Origin of the sequence: Parasphingorhabdus sp., from assembly GCF_965233695.1 — a bacterium.
In the GTDB taxonomy this organism is placed as follows: domain Bacteria; phylum Pseudomonadota; class Alphaproteobacteria; order Sphingomonadales; family Sphingomonadaceae; genus Parasphingorhabdus.
Genome location: NZ_OZ247497.1, coordinates 1,774,803 through 1,793,198 on the forward strand (window position 1 = coordinate 1,774,803; position 18,396 = coordinate 1,793,198).

Consider the following 18,396-nt stretch of genomic DNA (forward strand, 5'->3'; position numbering starts at 1 on the left):
TCAGGTAGTATTGCGCGGACAACCGTATTCGTTGCACTAACCAGACCACAAATGTTTGCCGGAGTAACTTACAGTTTTTTTATCCTTAACGGTATCGTCGCCGCTGAACTATTTCTCATTTTCAAAAGCTTCTGGGCACTGGTTGCTGCAATTATCATCCATCTAATTGGCGTCGTGCTTTGTTTGCGCGAACCGCGAATATTTGACATCTGGATCACGCGCGTTAGCCGCTGTCCTCGCGTTCGCAACTTCAGGCTGTGGCAATGCAACTCTTACCAGCCATAGCAAAAGATGTAAAAACAGTTGAACGTGAAGCTTCGGTTGGCGCACATCTCCCTTATACTCGGCATATTGATGATCACACGATAGAAACCCGCGATGGTTATCTTATGCAAACAATTTGCATAAGAGGATTGCTTTTCGAGACCGCAGACAGTGACGAATTGAACTACAGGAATGAACTGCGCGACCTAGTCTTGCGGGCGGTTGGTTCGTCTAATTACGCTCTTTATCACCATGTGATCCGCCGCCGCGTAGAGCCTGATCTGGATGCAGAATTCCCAGATGATTTCTCCAAAGACCTGGACGCAAAATGGCGCGCGCGAATGGAAGCGCGCCAGCTTTATGTAAATGATCTCTTCCTCACTTTGGTCAGAAGACCACTACAAGGACGTGCTGGAACATTTGATCGCATCCGATCATTTTTCTCAAAATCAATGCAGGAGGAAAGTTCATCTGCATATAACGATCTTCGCCAACTCAATGCCGCTCGCGATGCTTTGATGGCTGCACTCGGCAGCTATGAGCCACGTCTGCTTAGTGTTTATGAAGTGGACGGTTCGCCTCGGTCCGAGCCATTAGAGTTTCTGTCCTGCATCCTGAACGGTGATATGCGCCCGGTTGGCCTGCCTCACGGTGAAATATCCCATTATCTGGGAGAACGCCGCATTAGCTTTGGGCAACAGACGGTAGAGCTGGGCCCATCGTCTATTGCGCCTCGCCAGTTTGCCGCTGTCATTTCCATCAAAGATTACCCATCTGCAACAATGCCCGGCATGTTTGATGAGCTCTACCGGTTGCCCATTGAGATGACGATCTCCCAATCTTTTGCTTTTGTTGAGCAGCAAGAAACGCTCAAGCAAATGAACCTCTCCATCCGCCGAATGCGATCAGCGGAGGATGAAGCGGTTAGCTTGCGCGAAGAACTTCTTTTTGCAAAAGATGAGGTGGCCGCCGGACGAGCTGCTTTTGGCGAGCATCACACAACCATTGCCTTACGGGCTGACAGTTTAGAGAAACTAGACAGCGCTGTCGCTGAAACAACCGCATTGCTTGCTGATCTGGGTATGATCGCCGTGCGGGAGGAGATTGGGTTAGAGCCTGCTTTTTGGGCGCAGTTTCCAGGCAATTTCAAGTACATCACGCGCAGGGGCTTGGTCTCGACGCGCAATTTTGCAGGCCTGGCCAGTCTGCATAACTTCCCGGTTGGTCAGGCCACGGGCAATCATTGGGGTGACGCTGTTAGTTTACTGGAAACGACGGCAGCCGGGCCGTATTTTTTCAACTTCCATCAGGCAGATCTTGGTAATTTTACGATCATCGGGCCTTCCGGGTCAGGTAAGACGGTGGTATTGAACTTTTTGTTAGCACAGGCGCGGCGCTTTAATCCTCGCATCATATTCTTTGATAAAGATCGCGGTGCAGAACTTTTTATTCGGGCTATCGGCGGAAATTATGACCGGTTGCGTGCCGGAGAACCGTCTGGCCTCAATCCGCTTCAGCTTGAAGAAACGCCTGAAAACCGGCAGTTTCTTATAGACTGGATTGCTCAGCTTGCAGGTGACGTAGATACAGATGAACTGGGGCACATCAAAGAGGCCGTCGATGCAAATTTTGCATCGCCAAAGGAAAGCCGAAGGCTTGCCCACTTAACGGAGCTGTTCAGAGGATATGCTAGACCGCGCAGCGATGATCTTTTTGCCCGGCTTCGCCCTTGGTGGGGAGATGGTGAAAGAGCTTGGCTTTTTGACAATGCGGAAGATCAAACCGATTTAGGGGCTAGTGCTGTTGGCTTTGATATGACCGCCATTCTCGATGACCCTGTGGTCCGAACACCAGCTCTAATGTATTTCTTCCATCGCGTTGAAGAACGTCTGGATGGCGACCCTTCCATCATTGTTGTGGACGAGGGCTGGAAGGCGCTCGACGATGAGGTTTTTGTACGACGTATCAAGGATTGGGAAAAAACCATCCGTAAGCGCAATGGCATTGTCGGCTTTGCAACGCAAAGTGCGCAGGATGCCCTCGAAAGCCAAATAGCCAGCGCAATTATTGAGCAAGCGGCAACGCAAATTTTCATGGCTAACCCGCGCGCGCGATATGAAGATTATGTGGATGGCTTCGGGCTCTCGGATCATGAATATGAACTGGTTAAATCTCTACCGGACAGCGCGCATTGTTTTCTCATCCGTCACGGTAACGACAGCGTGGTAGCCCGGCTCGATTTATCAGGTGAGAAGGATATGCTCACTATTTTGTCTGGAAGAGAGCGGACGGTCAGAATATTTGACGAGCTTATGGCCGAAGAAACGAACTCAGATACAGACTGGCTGCCACGTTTGTTGGAGCTCGCATAATGGCTTGTAATAGTATCAGTACAGGCAATGCATTTCTTGAATCTACGCTTTTTCACATAGACTGCCAGGCGCAGACAATTGGAAGTCTGGGTTTTTTGGGACTTAGCGGACCAGGATCTCCTTATGACGCTTTGCTCACGTCCTTACTGACTATCTTCATCGCGCTGTTCGGCTTTCGGCTGCTATTTGGTTACGACACGCAACCGCGCGATGCTGTGACGGGCATTTTGAAGATCGGCATTGTCTTGCTCCTGGCAACAAGCTGGCCTGCATATCAGATACTGGTCTATAATACCGTGTTGCACGGCCCTGCCGAGGTGGCGAATGTTATCGCCGGGGCGGCGCAGCTTCCCGGCGCCAATGGAACGCTGGTATCGCGACTACAGACTGTTGATAGTGCCATTTTGGATTTAACGGCTCTAGGCAGCGGGCGCCTTCAGCAAGTTGCGAATTCCGCAGCAGCCACAAATACAGTCCAGTTTAGTCAAATTGCGGTTGGAGATGATTTTGCGCTTGGCTTTGCCCGTATTATCTATCTTGCCGGAACTATAGGATCCCTCGGGCTATTGCGCATTGCAGGCGGCCTTTTACTCGCGCTGGCGCCGATATTTGCAGGCTTTCTGCTATTTGATGCGACCAGGGGATTATTTGCCGGATGGCTGAAGGGCTTGGCATTGGTTGCGCTTGGTTCGCTCGGAGTCACCATCGCATTGTCGGTTCAATTAGCGTTGCTCGAGCCATGGCTTTCCAGTACCTTGTATTTGCGCATCGGCGATGCCGCAGCCCCTGCTGCCCCGAGTGAACTCTTGGCTATTAATGCTGCCTTCTTACTAGTGCTGTTTGCTATCATCGCGCTCATGGCGCGCGTGGCCTTTTCAAATATTTCGATCCTTAACATAAAGGGCAAAGAAACCAATATTCCGTCTGTCGCTAAACCTGTCACGCGAGCAGAAAAAGCATCCGCAGCAGCAGGGCCGACAAAGCAAGTTTCGGGGGCATCGAGAGCTTACCAAATTACGCAGAGTGTAGAAGCATCACAGCGCCGAGAGGCTATTGGTAACCGAACCGGTAGTAGCGCCCCAGCAACGAACACTGCGAGCGCTAGCCGCTATGGCTCTGGCAATAGCTATCCTGGCAGCGGACTTGGAAGCAACTACAGAAGAACGACGACGCGCGTCTCCAGAGCTGCTGCGCAGCGAGACAGAACATGAAAAAAGATATCCGCGAGAAGGTCGATAAATATTATAAAGAAGCGGAAACTTGGTCGAGTGACCGTAATCGCTCCCTCGTTAACTCACGTAAATGGGCTCTGGTAATCGCTGCTATCTTAGCATTTGTCGCAATTGCCCAAGCGATCGCGCTGATTATATTGATACCCCTTAAAACCGTAGAGCCTTATACGCTGCTAGTGGACAAACAAACCGGTTATGTCGAGGAACTGCGCCCTCTCCAAAACGCTACGATCAAACCAGATGAAGCCTTAACACGGTCATTTCTAGTACAATATGTTCTGGCGCGTGAGGGCTTTGATATTGATACATTACAGCGTGATTATCGGAAGGTTTATCTCTGGTCGACCGGAAAGGTAAGGACAGGATATGTTAGTAGTGTCCAGGCCGGTAATCCATCAAGTCCGTTAGCGCGATTACCACGTCAAACCCGTCTAGATGTCGAAGTCCGTAGCGTGTCCATGCTCTCTGATTCCACCGCCATGGTGCGATATAATCTCACGCGCCTTGATCAGAGCGGGCAGGCGCGGGATCTCGGCGCGCGTGTTTCAGTGTTGCGCTGGACTTATTCAGGTGGACCCATGACGGTCGAAGACCGGCTTATCAATCCACTCGGCTTTCAGGTGACGCGTTACTCAAGCGATGTTGAAACTCTGCCTGTAAGAGATGAGACGGGCGCGCAAACCGCTATCGAAGAAGATGCTATCGAAGAAGATAATGCTCCGCCACCGGATCCAAGAGCGGCTCGAGAGCGCAGGTTACGTTCTGGTAACGCAAAATCAGCAGAGCCGGTGCAAGCGCCATGAAATGGCTAGCATTTCTTCTTTTGCTTATGCCTGCTCCGATAGCAGCCCAGTTTAATCCTTCCGGCCCGCCGGGCGACCCCAGATTCCAGACCCTGATTTTTCAAACCGACATGGTCTACTCCCTAAACGTTGAGCCAGGTTATCAGACAGCCATAATTTTTGCAGCAAGCGAAGAAGTTCAGAGTATTGCGTTGGGAGACAATAGCGCTTGGCAGGTTAACCCGAGCGGTCGGGGCGATATGGTCTTCATAAGGGCAGGCGCGGGTGCGCTTGCTACAAATATGACCATTATCACTGACGCGCGCATTTACGTTTTTGATCTCACCGCTGGTTCCGGTGCCAGTTCTTACATTGTGCGTTTTGACTATCCCGCTCTGGATACAGGAAACGAGTTTATTGGTCCTGATGATGCGAGCGGTATCAAAGGCCTCTACCGCTTGAGCGGCACGCGCGCGCTTTATCCGACAGGAATGGAGGATGATGGCCGCAAAACATATATTAGCTGGCCCGCCTCAGCTATGATGCCAGCAGTTTTTGCAAAAGATGCCACAGGAAAAGAGCAAGTTGTTGATGGTCAAATACGTGGCGGCATGTTTGTAATTGACCGCGTGTATCCCAAAATCATTTTTCGGCTCGATAAGAAAAAAGCGACGGCCCGACGTAAGGCGCCTGTCAAATGACCGAGGCGCGAAATTCTGATTCCGAAAAAGGCTCCTCGGCGGGCGGCGAAGAAGATCTTCGTCCGGTTGTTGCCAAAAAAGAACGCAATCTCAGTGTGGCAATCTTCATCGCAATACTAGCCATTGTAGCGCTGCTACTTTTTACCGCGCTCAATGCCAGGCGCCAGGCTCTCACCGCGCCTGAAACGCGTGTCATCGACACTGGATTTGATACAGCAGGAACAACTATTCCGCGTCTGTTTATCCCGCAAGATTTTGCTGATGCTGAACAAAATATTCAAACGCCAATTCCGGCTCCACCAATAGCATCTGCGGTCATACGACCAGTTCAGCAAAGTGAACCACAAATTATTTACCGTGACCAACCAGCTATTCAGCCATTACCAACACCTCAACTGCCGCAAAGAACTGCACCATCTGGCCCGGTACTGGCATTTGACCGTTCGTCACGCCAGTCCCCTCCGTCAGATACTAGTCCATCAGGTGTTGGGGAGCGCAGGAACTCGGCCATTGGCGGTAGCACATCGCGCGTGCAGGCTGGCCAGCTTTCTAATCCCTCCAATACCATAGTGCGCGGTACAGTTATTCCTGTGGTGCTTGAGACAGCGCTGGACTCGACAAGATCTGGGCAGGCCAGAGCCATTGTCTCACGCGATGTTTACGGTTTCGATGGCCAAAAGATACTAGTTCCTCGCGGTAGCCGGCTTATTGGTGAATATGATGCTGATCTTAAGAGCGGGCAGAATCGGATATTGGTGCAGTGGGTGCGGTTGTTGCGCCCAGATGGAGCTTCGATTGCCTTAGATTCTGGGTCAGCTGACCGTTTGGGCCGTGCAGGCGTAAGAGGAAGAGTGGATTCCAAATTTCTTGGGAGGTTTGCGGATGCTATCTTGCGTACTTCGCTTGATGTCGGTGCTATATTGCTGACACGCGAAATCTCAGATGGCGGCGTTGTTGTCGCATTGCCCAACACGGTGAGAGAAGCAGCGCCGCAAAGTAACGAAGAACGATTTAAGCCCACCCTTCGCGTTAAACAGGGTGCGGCATTATCTGTTTTTGTCGCGCGCGACCTTGATTTTACCCCGGTTGAAAATAAGCGATGAAAGTAAGCTACTATCTTGCAAAATTTCTGTCTCCGCTTACTCCTTTGTTGGATCGCGCGGACATTACTGATATCTGGATCAATAGACCGCAGGAAATCTGGTTTGAAAGTCTTGGCGGGAAGATCGAGCGTTTAGAAGCGCTGGAACTGACAGAACGATCACTGGAGCAACTGGCCCGGCAGGTGGCCGCAGCCAGCAGTCAAGGGATTAGCCGTGAATTTCCCATACTTTCGGCAGCGCTGCCAAGCGGTGAACGCATTCAAATTGTAGCGCCGCCAGCGACCAGAGGCGGCATTGCTATAGCCATTAGAAAGCATGTGTCAGCAAAGCTCTCATTGTCAGATTACGAAGCCAATGATGCGTTTGTTCAAATTGCTGCGGGAGCACCAGAACTGCTCTCTCCGAGCTCAAATATGCAGGATGGGGTCAATAGCGCTAGCTTGCTTCGCGAAGGCGTTAGAGCGAGAAAGAACATTCTGATTTCAGGAGGCACGTCATCGGGCAAAACGACTTTCGCTAACGCGCTGGTAAAAGAGATTCCTGATAAAGAACGCCTGATCTTTATCGAAGACACCCCGGAACTAGATATTGTTCACCCTAATGCGGTTGGCTTTTTGGCTGCCCGAAGCGAACTGAGCGAAGCGCGGGTCAATGCGGATGATTTGTTGAATGCATCGCTGAGAATGAGACCTGATCGGATTATACTAGGCGAAGTGCGTGGGCCGGAAGCTTTTACATTCTTGCGCGCAGTTAACACAGGTCATCCTGGATCACTTACGACGATTCATGCAGACTCTCCAGTCCATGCAATTGATCAACTAGCATTGCTAGTCCTTCAGTCTGGCACAAGGCTGGCATGGACCGATGTTGTTAGGTATGTGCGCTCGACAATCGATATTTACGTTCAGCTAGAGCGCAGAAACGGCAAGCGCGGCGTCGCGGAAATGGCCACGCCCGAAACTTTCATCTACGATGAAAATCTAGAGGTTCAATCTACCAAACTGTTCCGCGACCGGGCTGATTCATGAGTATCGGCGCGGGATCAGTCTTGGCGCCAAAGCACGACTATGCTCTCCTAGAAGCTGCGCATTGGATCGATGGCGTGCTGCTCGGCCCGATTGCAACGTTCATTGCGATTGTTGCCGTGGCGCTTTTAGGTTTTGCAATGCTGATGGGGCGGATCAATATCCGTCGCGCACTTTCGGTCTTACTGGGTTGTTTTTTGCTTTTCGGCGCGAGAGGAATTGCCGAGGGCTTGCGATCGGTTGGAGGCAATGAGGTGGCAACGCCACCATTGGCAGCCGGGCCACCGCCGCCAATCTATCCCAATTTACCTAAAGCCCATGGGGGCAATTCCAATGCCTTTGATCCCTACGCTGGTGCGGCAGTCATAAGGTCGGCCGAGTAACGATTATAAGGTCGATAGCAAAACTCGTAAAAATTGGCTAAAAATATTTGGTTTGGAGAGGCGATGCTTGCCGGATGGTTGCGAAACCTCGCCCGCAATAGCTTAGTCGGAACCGTTCAAGAAGAACAGATAAGGTATCGCCGCGACGCGACGAATACCCGCGCGACAAGCTGAGATTGTGGGCATGAACCGGAACCCTGGGCTATGGGAAGTGGTATGGGAGGCGCGAGCCGCCGAGACATCGAAGCTGATGGCGGGTAAGATCGAGATCGATAAAAGTTATTTCGGTGACGTGCATTAATACAGCAGTTATTATATTAAATTTGATAGATATTAATAAATTAATGGAAAACAATAAAAAAGTTGTAACTTGTGTAGCATATGAAAAATGCACAATATTGTGAACAAATAATTATGATTAATCTATATTATAGTTTTTATTATAACAAATTATTGACTCAATAATAATTGTACAATTAAGATTACACACATTTTACGATTCGTTTCTATAATTTGTTAGGCGGGAGCAAATATTGTGAAGAAATGTCTTTTTATTGCGTTTGTCAGTTTTTTGGGTTATTCTGTTTTTCTTGCGGGCCCCGTGATGGCGGCATGTACGGTTCCAAACGTTATCGCTAATGGTGAAGTGTCGGATGCTTCCAAGGTTATGGACAATTTCAATGCAATTGCCGCATGCGTTGATGAGGGAGTAAAGCCTACGGGGGTGCCTCAAGCGGGTTCAATCACAGTGTTCAGCGGTAATCAAACGATAACCGATGGGAATTTGACCGGTGATGTCACAACATCAGGCGGGACCGCTACGGAGCTTAGCGAAACGGGCGTCACGGCAGGCTTTTATGTTAACCCAAATCTAACAGTCGATGCCAAGGGTCGGATCACTGCAGCGGCCAATGGTGCTGGAGGCGGAGGTTCGGGCTCTGGCCAGGGTTGGGTTGAGTTGGCGCTAGTCAATCCGGGCGCTGAGACAGGAACGACCGATGGGTGGACGATGACCGGTGGTGGCTTTACCGCTATCACGGCCAATACCTCCCCTCATACCGTAACTCCCATGATGGGCACATATGTCTTTGTGGCGTCTTCAAATTCGAGTCCAAAAATGTTTCAGGTTATAGATCTATCGACTTTTGAAACGGAAATCGATGCCGGCACAGCTTTTGCTAAAATGGAGGCCTATGCGGCAGACACATGGACGAAAGGGGAGAGTCCGTATCTTTATATTGAATTTCGCGATGCGGCTGGCAGCCGGATTAGCGTTGCGACAACATCTGCTCCGCCACGTTCACTCGGTTCAGGCTCCTGGCGTTATTTGGATGTAGCGGCGCGGATGCCGCCATCGACCCGCTCAATGGCACTCACACTCTGGGCGGCTCGAGCCGATGGCACTGTAAACAACGTAGCATTTGATGGCGTCCGCGCATTCATACGAACAGAGTGAATATCCGTTGTTGATTTTATTTTAGTCAATTGAAGGAGGTAGCTGATGCGTTGGAACCCAACAAGAAGGTCTATCGGTCGTACGGCGCTATTGGTCAGCTTTGGCTTTATGGCGATGTTTGCAGTGCATGCACATGCGAATCCTATAACCGTACTTTCTACTCTATCGCCGCCCGTTTTGACTGCAATGTTGAGTGCAAACAATCATTGCATCCACATAGCTTATGACAAGAACGGTAACCGCCTAACGCAGGCAGGGGTTCCGGTGACTACAACGCCAACCACATGGGGTTCTGGAACATATGGCTGTTTTCCCTGGAGTGAGTGACTTGAGAATGTTCTTTAGGATTAAGAGTGTACTTTCGTTTTTTGCTGCGCTTGTCTGTATCTGTAGCCCAGCAGTGCTGCATGCGAGTGAGGCCGTGCCCGTCCCGATACCTCCAGAGTTTGGGGGCGGTTGGCAGTGGGGTGGCGGTGGCACCGCTCTCTATGAAACGCCGCTTGAGGCTTGCGCGCGGCAGCATCAGTACTGGGTTCCAAATTCTACCTTCCTGGGTGCGCGGCGCGACACCGCCACTTCATATCGCTGCCAATGGACAGGCACTCCTATCAACCCTGGCTGGGTCAAATTTCGTTGCCAAAGTGGTTTTGAATATATTGCGCCAGGGCAATGTATAAGAGGGGGAGGGAACAGCTGGACGGAGCAGCGTTGCGGAACCCTAGAGCGCGGCAAGAGTTCACCGGGATCGCCGTCTACGGCGCATCCCGTGTCAATCGCTACAGGAACAAAAACCTGGGCAGAGCAAGACTATGCCAGTGAAGATGGGCTGTTAACAGTTAACCGCAAATATCGATCGCGTATGCGTGGTGGTGGGCGTTTTTCGTTTAAGGAACCCGATCGATTTGGCGCTCATTGGCAAGGTGTAATTCCTGGACCGCTAAAATTTGCGAGCACAGCTGATAGCGAAGTTGAATATCTGTCAGAATGTGGTGGAATTTATGCCTTTGCCAGTACCGATGATCCTGCAGATGTCGTGTTTAACGCCAATAGAGCGAAGAGCAGCGAGCATCGACTCAAGTTAGGTTTTGAAGTGGCGATCCCCAGCGGGATGGGTCGTAAAGATTTTATCGAGACGGCACCGGTATCAGCACCTGGTATGGGAGAGTTTCGCTTAGAATTTCCCAATGGAGATTACACGCTCTATCGTCGGCCAACAGCCAGCGCTAACGAGATAGGCGTGAGGCAAGCGGTCGCGGTGAAACACGTCAAGGCAAGTGGTTACGAGCAGTATTTTGACTATGAAGGTGACTCGCCTGTTCCCTATCGCTTGCGGGACAGTTTCGGAAGGCAGATCGATTTTGAATGGTCTGTAACACATGATATTCCTAGCCGTGTGGGCGTCACTGAACGAGCCATCAAAAAGCTGACTTTGCCTGATGGCGGTTATCTGGAATATGACTATGACGATGGAAACGGAGGCAAAAACTTTCTGGGTACAGCGTCTACTGCTGGGGGCCTGGGCGGCCCCGGTTCTGGAAGCTCGATCACCTGGGATACGGGAGTTAAAGCCTTAGCAAAAAACCGGCTGCACATTGTCAAAAGGAAAGATGCTGCTGGGACGACCTTGTGGTCACGTAAATATTTGTATGAAAATACGTTATACCGATTTGCCCTTACCGGTATTGAGGATCATCTGGGGCGGCGACTGACGACCTATACCTATGACGAATTCGGCGATGTTGCCTCTACCGAATTCGCTGAAGGCGCCAATAGGCATGAGTTTGCGAGCAGCGACCCATCCTCAAGCCAAATGCTTAGAACCGTAACAGGACCACTGGGTCATGTGACAACCTATGAATTTGAGAAACCGGTCGACAGAAAGAGTTACAGTACAACGAAGCTGATTTCGGTTAAGGGCAGCGCCAATGGCACGGTTCCCGCCGATGAAATGACCTATGGTTATTCGGGCAATCTGATTGCATCGATCACCGACCGGCGCGGTACGATTACCAGCTATGTCAATGATGCTGGTTTCCGTCGTCCGACGCTGGTTACAGACGCTTCTGGCAACAGTGCAGAGCAGCCAGTCCAGATAACATGGCACCCGAAATGGGATTTACCCGTTGTACAGGAAGAAGAAGGGTTGCGTATTGCGAGCACTTACGATGCGCAGGGCCGTTTGATTTCGAGAACGGAAATCGACACCACGACCCATAGTCAACCCTATGCCTCAGCAGGCCAATCGCAGACCACCAGCTACAGCTGGACGGCGCAGGGTAGGCTCGCCGAGATTAATGGGCCGCTGGGCTTAGATGCACAGGGGCGCGATGATATCACCACATTCGCCTATGATGCGGCGGGCAATTTGATGAGTATGACCAACGCGCTTGGTCATGTGACACAGTTTGCGGGGCATGATGCTAATGGGCGCGCCGCGAGCATGACCGATCCTAATGGGTTGGTGACCTATTTTAGCTATGACGGCCTTGGCCGACTGATATCGCTCAACAACGCGCACCCGACGGATTCGGCAAGCGATGCGGTAACAAGCTTTGAATATGACAGTGAAGGCCGCGTGGTTGGCATCACGCTTCCACAGACGGCGAAGCTGATCATAGATTATGACAGCATAGGTCGAGCGACCGCATTGCGGTCAGCGGATGGCGAACGGATAGACTTTGCTTATGATCCGATGGGCAATATTGTCTCGCGTAAAGTCAAACGCGGCGATGGCACGACCACACAGTCCATCAAGCATAGTTTCGATGCGCTGGGCCGTATGCTTACCGAGACTCTGCGAGCGGGCCGCAGCCGGTCTTTCCAATATGACAAGGAAAGCAATCTGACCGGTATCACCGATCCGCGCGGTTTCGCAACCAGCATGGCCTTTGACGCGCTGGGTCGCCTGGTGACGACGACCAATCCCGATGGCGGCGTTGAAACTGCGAGCTATGACAAGCGGGACAGGCAGCTAAGCTTTAAGGATGCCATAGACGTAACAACCACTTTCACGCGCAATGGTTTTGGTGAGGTGATACAGGAGGTTTCGCCCGACCGTGGGACCAGCACCTATTATTACGATGCTGCTGGGCGAATGACGGCGGCGATTGATGGGCGCGGGCAACGGATCGACTATGCACGCGACATATTGGGACGGCTGACGGCGAAAGTCCCCGTCGGTCGCCCTGCCTCAGAAACGGTGACCTATGACTATGACAGCGGCGGGCTTGGTTCTTATCAGCTGGGTCGTTTGACAAGAGTGGTAGACGGCAGCGGCGAGACGCGCTTTGGCTATGATCACCGGGGAAATTTGACAACCCGCCAGCAGGCATTGGGTGCCAGTCCGGCGGCGGTTCTGGCTTATGGCTATGATCTTGCCGACCGTATCAGTGAGATTACCTATCCTTCTGGCCGGGCAGTGCGTTATATGCGTGATGCCAAAGGGCGTGTGAACAGCGTCACCACGCGCGCTTCGCCTGCGGCTGCATGGACCACTCTGGCATCAGGGATGACCTATCAGCCTTTTGGAGCGGTGGAGAATTTGACACTGGGCAATAGCCTAATCGTTGAGAATGACCGCGGACTGGATGGCAGGCTGAAGTCCAGGCGGCTCACCCGGACAGGGATAGGCGGAACGACCTTGTCCGACTTGTCCTATGTCTATGATCCCGATGGTAATGTGACCAGCATTGATGATGCTGTCCTGCCAGAGCGTTCGGCAATTTATGGCTATGACAGCATGGGGCGTTTGAACCTGACCGTCGCCAATGGGTCCGGTGGAAGTCAGGATTACAGCTACAACACCGGCACCAACCAGCTTGCCCAGCTCGTGACCCCAGCGGGCACGCGCAGCTTCCAATATGATGCGCGCGGCAATATGACCGCAGAGGCGCGCCCGGCTGCGGCCACTGTGTCTGCAAGCTATGACGGCTATGGTCGGCTCATAGGCTATGACCGCAGCACCGAGCCATCACTGACCCATGTCTATAACGGTATGGACGACCGTGTCGCGACGACGCGCAGCTCGATCAGCGGCAATGAAACCCGCCGCTTTGTCTACGCCCCCGATGGCCGGGTGCTGGGGGAATATGGCGGCAGTGCCAATGAGGTTTATGCTGAGTTTATCTGGACGATTCCTGAGGTCGGCGATACGGGTCTGTTCGGCGGGGATGACGGCCTAGGCGGTTATATGCCGCTCAGCGTTGTTGCCGATGACGGCAATGGGGCAGCGCAGCTCAGTTGGGTCCACGGCAACCATATGGGCGTGCCTGCTGTCTATAGCGATGCCAGCGGCGGCGAGATAGCCATGCCAGCCGGCTACAGCGCTCCGGGCTTTCCCGGCCAAAGCCGCACCTTCGCCGATCTCTATTATAACCGCTACCGCGATTATGACCCGACAACAGGCCGCTATATTCAGGCGGATCCGATCGGTCTTGCAGGCGGCCCATCGCCCTACAGCTATGCGATGAACAACCCGCTTAGGTATACCGATCCGACAGGGGAAGTGCCTGTGCCGCTCGTTATCGGCGGGGCTCATGCCATAAAATGCGCAGTTAACCCGCTTTGCCGTGCAGCAGTTGCGGCTGGAGCTACATGGTTTTTAGCAAAGGTCTATGACTTTAATAATGACAACCCGTACAATCCGGTTGCCAATTCCTGTCCGTCTGTATTGAATTATGACATCGGCGGTGGTGGGCGTTCTGGTGGTGGTGGCATTTCCGTTCCGAGAGGTAGTTCCGAGCCGGATGATGAAAGATGCAGAAAAGTTGTGTGGCAATGTCAGGAAACTTGCAACAATAAGTATGCAGACGACCGAAATAGCCTTCCAGGACAAGGTCGCGATTACAGCAGTAGAGTCAGGCTTTGTGTTCGAGAGTGCGCTGCAGCCCAAGGATGTTACAACTATTAGGATTAATATGAAATATAGTACTGCAAAGAAGATTGTTGATCAGATCCGTAAACACGACGAGGTCTTTAACGATTTGACGCCGTTATTGGATCAGGTGGAGGATGTGAAGCTTAGGACTGAGCTGCGCAAAGCATCAGCTGCAGTAGTTACGTCGATGTATGCAGACCTTCTTTTGCCCCTGAAAAGAAGATTCCCTGAGCTCGATATAGGAGATGATTGATACGTTCAGGTCGGGCTTTCCTCAAAATTGTATTACGTCTTAACTGAGGTAAGGAATCTGCAAGCTGTGTCTGACTTGCAAAAGCCATGCAGATGAAAATTATAAATTGTGCAAGGTAGTTTGTCCCCCAATCCAGGATTTACAGGTGGCAGTTTTGACCTTCAACGTTGTATGAAAGGTCTAGTCAGTCGTGCATGCGGCGGGAATCGACCTGATTACGAGCATGACCCCTACAAACCAAAAAGTAGCCGTCCAAAGAATTGGAGACCTGATGAGGGATAAGCAAAAAATAAGGAAAGAGATTATTCTTCTCGCCCGGCAGCAGCCGGATCTAGCACTGGATCGAGTCAATAGTCTCTTGATCGAATTTCCTAATGAGGTTTGGACATGGTCTCTTCGATCTGATGTGTATCATACGAGTGGCGATCTTGAAAACGCGATGTCAGACATAGATAAAGCAATTAGAATTCGTTTTGACGAACCAAGTACTCACGCTACGAAAGCAAGATATTGCATACAGAAATCTGATTTTGAAGGTGCTATTTTTTCGTTGTCGAATGCGATTGAGATTGGTGAAAAACTTCGTTTTTCTTACTTTGATAGCTGGTGTCGTTTTAATAGGGCGTTTTGTTACTGCAAAATTGGTGATTTTGAGGCAGCCAAGGAAGATTTAAGCGCTGTTGATGATAACGAGCAGACTTGGATTGATCGGCTTCGCTCAAAGGCAGAGTTATTAGAGGCCTGCCGTGACAGGCGACTAGACTGAGGTCGGGCCAGCTTTATTGTTGTTTTGCCCATTCTCTATCGCGGTTTGCGAAGCTACCAGTTGGGCTTAGTTCTGCGATCAGAAACATCTTGGCAGCTTTATTGGGAAAAGCAAAATGAGCTATTTACTGTATATGATGATTGCGTTCATTATCGGATTTTTTCTTAATATGATTTCCTGGGTTGAAAAATATTCAAAAAAATATGGTCTTCAAAAGTAGGTGTTAACTTTCTGATATGGTCACTAATATATATTGCACTGTTTATTTTGAATATCGCTATTTTTTCTATAACTGCTATTTATAGTAACTTAAATGGAAACGATATGATTTACTCTTACTTGTCAGGACTGGGTATAGGCTCACTCCTTTTCAGAGTCAGAAATTGGCTTAAGTCAAAAGCCGAATGAAATGCTCCAGGCGTAACCTTGGAAGTGCCTATATGGGTCTGGCTGCGGATCATAATGGCGGCGTCCCAAAGGTTCGCGTGTCGCCAACAAATGGTCTTTCCCTACACAACAATTGTTGCGAGTTCCGACTTGGACTGTGGCGCCCACAACAGCTGTCGGAATAGGGATGGCTGGAGCAGATAGCGATGACTGAATTTCCTCAGGCGATTAATCACAGCCCGATCCAGACGCCCACCATATTCTGGACAGATGATTCCATTTTTCTGCATGATGCGTATGCGAAACCTGTTTGGAAAATGTGGAAGCAAAGCTTCAGTCGAATAAACAAATATTGCAAAATCAAGAGAATACTGGACGCTTCCGGGAAAAGCTTCGCAATTGACCGCTTTGAGGAAATACCGTCGCAAAGTCGTCTTGCTGCTTTTTTTCGTGAGAAATATTGGATGACTTGGGTAACGCCGGTCATTATATCCGAAAAACAGCTAAGTCTCGAAGAGTTCAAAAAGGAAGTGCTGCGTGCTGTAAAAGCGAGATACAGTCATGATGATCCTGGTAGTAGGATGGTTGAGCGCACGATGGAAAAATTGCCGCAGGCTCGAACCTTTCGCGAGGTCATAGAAGCATTGCCTGATCCACTTTGATTTTCGGTCACAATTCAGGAAACAGTGGCTGGGTAAGCTACTTTATCCCAAATCTTAATGGCCGGGTGCTGGGGAATATGGCGTCGATGCCAATGATGTGCACGCCGAGTTTATCTGGATGAGCCCGGCGGTTGGCGATACGGGTCTGTTCGGCGGGGATGACGGCTTAGGCGGCTATATGCCGCTCAGCGTTGTGGCCGATGACGGCAATGGCGCGGCGCAGCTCAGCTGGGTGCACGGCAATCATATGGGTGTACCTGCGGTCTATACCGATGCCAGCGGCAGTGAGATAGCCATGCCCGCCGGTTACAGCGCTCCGGGCTTTCCAGGCCAAAGCCGCACCTTCGCCGACCTCTATTATAACCGCTACCGCGATTATGACCCGGTCACCGGCCGCTATATCCAGGCCGATCCGATCGGTCTTGCGGGCGGGCCATCGCTGTACAGCTACGCGATGAATAACCCGCTGCGGTTGATGGACCCATTTGGCCTAAAGACCTATTGGGAGCATTATACCGGGCTGCCGGATTCATATCGAGTGAATACAATTAACTTCATTGCCGGTGTATCTGATGGCGCAACTTTTGGGGCCACTCATTGGATCCGTGGTTTGATTGGAGCGAATGATGAGGTTTATGAATGTTCACCATTCTATGAGGGTGGCGAATGGGCTAGCTTAGGGCTTGGAGGTGGACGATTGGTATACGCTGGCGGCTCAAAGATCTTGGCTGTGACCGCTAAAGATGGTGCTCAAGCAGTGACTCGGCGTAATGCCATCAAGAGGGTGGCAAGGGGCCACGGCGCTCTGTCTAACTATCGAATCAAGAGCTATCCCGCTCTACGGAAAAAATATGGATCAGACGATGCGGTGAAGGCGGCGGCTGGCCGAACCAATAGGTCTGTTAATGCCATTGGCGCAGCCGTGACGGTAAGTGGAGTTTCAGCGGTATCAAACAACAATGATTGAAGTGCACAATGAAAAAACACATTTTTAGTACCATCGTCTGGTTGTTGGTCGTGACGATCATTGGCTTAGTAGTCAGCAATATTTTTGATGTGAATCTGATGATTGCAGCAGTCGCCATTGGAATCTCGTGGATATTTGTTGGAATGCTCACTCTTTTTGATGAAGATTAATATGTTTCTGGAGGAAGAACAGAGCGTTCGGCAATCTACGGCTATGACAGCATGGGGCGTTTGGAATTACGGTGACAGTTTACTAAATACACTAAACTGAAGCTGCTTGTCCGTTACTGACAAGTCTGGTCTATTGTCCTGCCCACACCATCTTCCTAGCCTGCTGGAATGGCGCGCCTACCCCGTATTGTGATCCCCGGCCTCCCGCATCATGTGACGCAAAGGGGCAACCGGCGTGCGCAAACATTTTTCAGTGATGATGATTATGCGCTCTACAAACATTTGCTGAGCGAGGCGGCAGAAAAGGCGGGGTCGGAAATTTGGTGTTATTGCCTGACGCCAAACCATGTTCATATCATCATTGTGCCCAGCCATGCAGATGGATTGCGCGCGACTTTTGCCGATGCCCATCGGCGCTATACGGGATATATCAACGCCCGTATGCGGGTGACCGGGCATCTGTGGCAGGGCCGCTTTGGCTCGGTTGTCATGGATGAAGAACATCTGGCCAATGCGGTGCGCTATGTTTCGCATAACCCGGTGCGGGCGCGATTGGTGGATGCGGCAGAGGATTGGGATTGGTCCAGTGTAAAAGCTCATCTGAAGGGCAAGGATGATGGGCTGGTGAGAGTGGCGCCGGTTCTGGAACGCTATGGCAGCTTCCGCAAGTTTATGGGGACAGAGGAGGGCGACGAGGCGGCATTCCGAGCGCTGCGTCAGTCAGAAACAACGGGACGGCCACTGGGCAATGATCGCTGGCTGAAGGAATTGGAAAAACAGACAGGCCGGACCCTGACAGCACAAAAGCGCGGCCCGAAGGCTTCTCAGAATAGCGAGAATTAAGTGTATTTAGTAAACTGTCACCGTAATTCGAGCGGGAAGAATGGGATGATCTGCAATGGGAGCGGGCTGATCGCAGCGGATTACTCGAGCGCAGCGGGATATTTGATGATCTGGAAGAACCGGTGTGAATTGTGTGAACTTTGGAGCGTGAAAG

General features: G+C 51.1%; 16 protein-coding genes. All 16 read left to right on the plus strand.

The features are described from left to right. Positions 1-51 precede the first annotated feature (51 nt). The 16 genes from ACO6S1_RS08440 to ACO6S1_RS08515 all read left to right on the plus strand — a co-directional run bounded on the left by ACO6S1_RS08440 (position 52) and on the right by ACO6S1_RS08515 (position 18,242). The gene (locus tag ACO6S1_RS08440; RefSeq protein ID WP_422346162.1) at positions 52-285 is read left to right on the plus strand and encodes a type IV secretion system protein VirB3; all 234 of its coding nucleotides are present in this window, start codon (positions 52-54) and stop codon (positions 283-285) included. Then, positions 264-2,636 (plus strand): VirB4 family type IV secretion/conjugal transfer ATPase, encoded by a 2,373-nt coding sequence (locus ACO6S1_RS08445; protein WP_422345869.1) that lies wholly within the window; start codon positions 264-266, stop codon positions 2,634-2,636. The genes ACO6S1_RS08440 and ACO6S1_RS08445 overlap by 22 nt, the downstream gene beginning before the upstream one ends. Next, complete coding sequence (locus ACO6S1_RS08450; protein WP_422345870.1) at positions 2,636-3,847, plus strand: type IV secretion system protein; 1,212 nt, start codon at positions 2,636-2,638, stop codon at positions 3,845-3,847. The genes ACO6S1_RS08445 and ACO6S1_RS08450 overlap by 1 nt, the downstream gene beginning before the upstream one ends. After that, on the plus strand, positions 3,844-4,671 hold the full coding sequence (locus tag ACO6S1_RS08455; RefSeq protein ID WP_422345871.1) for a virB8 family protein: 828 nt from the start codon (positions 3,844-3,846) through the stop codon (positions 4,669-4,671). Before ACO6S1_RS08450 ends, ACO6S1_RS08455 begins: the two co-directional genes overlap by 4 nt. Beyond that, positions 4,668-5,351: a TrbG/VirB9 family P-type conjugative transfer protein gene (locus ACO6S1_RS08460; RefSeq protein ID WP_422345872.1), complete on the plus strand. Its 684-nt coding sequence runs from the start codon at positions 4,668-4,670 to the stop codon at positions 5,349-5,351. Before ACO6S1_RS08455 ends, ACO6S1_RS08460 begins: the two co-directional genes overlap by 4 nt. Continuing rightward, positions 5,348-6,454, plus strand: coding sequence for a TrbI/VirB10 family protein (locus ACO6S1_RS08465; RefSeq protein ID WP_422345873.1), 1,107 nt, complete (start codon positions 5,348-5,350; stop codon positions 6,452-6,454). Before ACO6S1_RS08460 ends, ACO6S1_RS08465 begins: the two co-directional genes overlap by 4 nt. Continuing rightward, complete coding sequence (gene virB11 / locus ACO6S1_RS08470) at positions 6,451-7,482, plus strand: P-type DNA transfer ATPase VirB11 (protein WP_422345874.1); 1,032 nt, start codon at positions 6,451-6,453, stop codon at positions 7,480-7,482. The genes ACO6S1_RS08465 and virB11 overlap by 4 nt, the downstream gene beginning before the upstream one ends. Continuing rightward, a complete protein-coding gene (locus ACO6S1_RS08475) occupies positions 7,479-7,862 on the plus strand; it encodes a TrbC/VirB2 family protein (RefSeq protein ID WP_422345875.1) in 384 nt (127 codons plus the stop codon). Before virB11 ends, ACO6S1_RS08475 begins: the two co-directional genes overlap by 4 nt. Before the next feature lie 535 nt (positions 7,863-8,397). Then, complete coding sequence (locus ACO6S1_RS08480) at positions 8,398-9,318, plus strand: hypothetical protein (RefSeq protein ID WP_422345876.1); 921 nt, start codon at positions 8,398-8,400, stop codon at positions 9,316-9,318. Between the two features lie 766 nt (positions 9,319-10,084). Next, positions 10,085-14,227: an RHS repeat-associated core domain-containing protein gene (locus ACO6S1_RS08485; RefSeq protein WP_422345877.1), complete on the plus strand. Its 4,143-nt coding sequence runs from the start codon at positions 10,085-10,087 to the stop codon at positions 14,225-14,227. Between the two features lie 7 nt (positions 14,228-14,234). Next, positions 14,235-14,447, plus strand: a complete 213-nt coding sequence (locus ACO6S1_RS08490; RefSeq protein WP_422345878.1) for a hypothetical protein — start codon at positions 14,235-14,237, stop codon at positions 14,445-14,447. 271 nt (positions 14,448-14,718) lie between these two features. Further along, complete coding sequence (locus ACO6S1_RS08495; RefSeq protein ID WP_422345879.1) at positions 14,719-15,213, plus strand: tetratricopeptide repeat protein; 495 nt, start codon at positions 14,719-14,721, stop codon at positions 15,211-15,213. A gap of 593 nt (positions 15,214-15,806) precedes the next feature. Then, positions 15,807-16,262 carry a hypothetical protein gene (locus ACO6S1_RS08500; protein ID WP_422345880.1) on the plus strand — a complete coding sequence of 152 codons (456 nt, stop codon included), beginning with the start codon at positions 15,807-15,809 and terminating at the stop codon, positions 16,260-16,262. A 97-nt stretch (positions 16,263-16,359) separates the two neighbouring features. Next, entirely contained in the window at positions 16,360-17,229 is an 870-nt protein-coding gene (locus ACO6S1_RS08505; protein WP_422345881.1) for an RHS repeat-associated core domain-containing protein, read from the plus strand. Between the two features lie 8 nt (positions 17,230-17,237). Continuing rightward, a complete protein-coding gene (locus ACO6S1_RS08510; RefSeq protein WP_422345882.1) occupies positions 17,238-17,399 on the plus strand; it encodes a hypothetical protein in 162 nt (53 codons plus the stop codon). Positions 17,400-17,567: 168 nt separating this feature from the next. Then, positions 17,568-18,242 (plus strand): transposase, encoded by a 675-nt coding sequence (locus ACO6S1_RS08515; protein WP_422345883.1) that lies wholly within the window; start codon positions 17,568-17,570, stop codon positions 18,240-18,242. Positions 18,243-18,396 lie beyond the last annotated feature (154 nt).

Bases quoted from the DNA above. Each gene is read 5' to 3' on its own strand.
- ACO6S1_RS08440 (WP_422346162.1), top strand. From the start codon at position 52: ATGTTTGCCGGAGTAACTTACAGTTTTTTTATCCTTAACGGTATCGTC.
- ACO6S1_RS08515 (WP_422345883.1), top strand. From the start codon at position 17,568: ATGGCGCGCCTACCCCGTATTGTGATCCCCGGCCTCCCGCATCATGTG.
- ACO6S1_RS08455 (WP_422345871.1), top strand. From the start codon at position 3,844: ATGAAAAAAGATATCCGCGAGAAGGTCGATAAATATTATAAAGAAGCG.
- ACO6S1_RS08495 (WP_422345879.1), top strand. From the start codon at position 14,719: ATGAGGGATAAGCAAAAAATAAGGAAAGAGATTATTCTTCTCGCCCGG.
- ACO6S1_RS08450 (WP_422345870.1), top strand. From the start codon at position 2,636: ATGGCTTGTAATAGTATCAGTACAGGCAATGCATTTCTTGAATCTACG.
- ACO6S1_RS08465 (WP_422345873.1), top strand. From the start codon at position 5,348: ATGACCGAGGCGCGAAATTCTGATTCCGAAAAAGGCTCCTCGGCGGGC.
- virB11 (WP_422345874.1), top strand. From the start codon at position 6,451: ATGAAAGTAAGCTACTATCTTGCAAAATTTCTGTCTCCGCTTACTCCT.
- ACO6S1_RS08510 (WP_422345882.1), top strand. From the start codon at position 17,238: ATGAAAAAACACATTTTTAGTACCATCGTCTGGTTGTTGGTCGTGACG.
- ACO6S1_RS08445 (WP_422345869.1), top strand. From the start codon at position 264: ATGCAACTCTTACCAGCCATAGCAAAAGATGTAAAAACAGTTGAACGT.
- ACO6S1_RS08475 (WP_422345875.1), top strand. From the start codon at position 7,479: ATGAGTATCGGCGCGGGATCAGTCTTGGCGCCAAAGCACGACTATGCT.
- ACO6S1_RS08500 (WP_422345880.1), top strand. From the start codon at position 15,807: ATGACTGAATTTCCTCAGGCGATTAATCACAGCCCGATCCAGACGCCC.
- ACO6S1_RS08490 (WP_422345878.1), top strand. From the start codon at position 14,235: ATGAAATATAGTACTGCAAAGAAGATTGTTGATCAGATCCGTAAACAC.
- ACO6S1_RS08460 (WP_422345872.1), top strand. From the start codon at position 4,668: ATGAAATGGCTAGCATTTCTTCTTTTGCTTATGCCTGCTCCGATAGCA.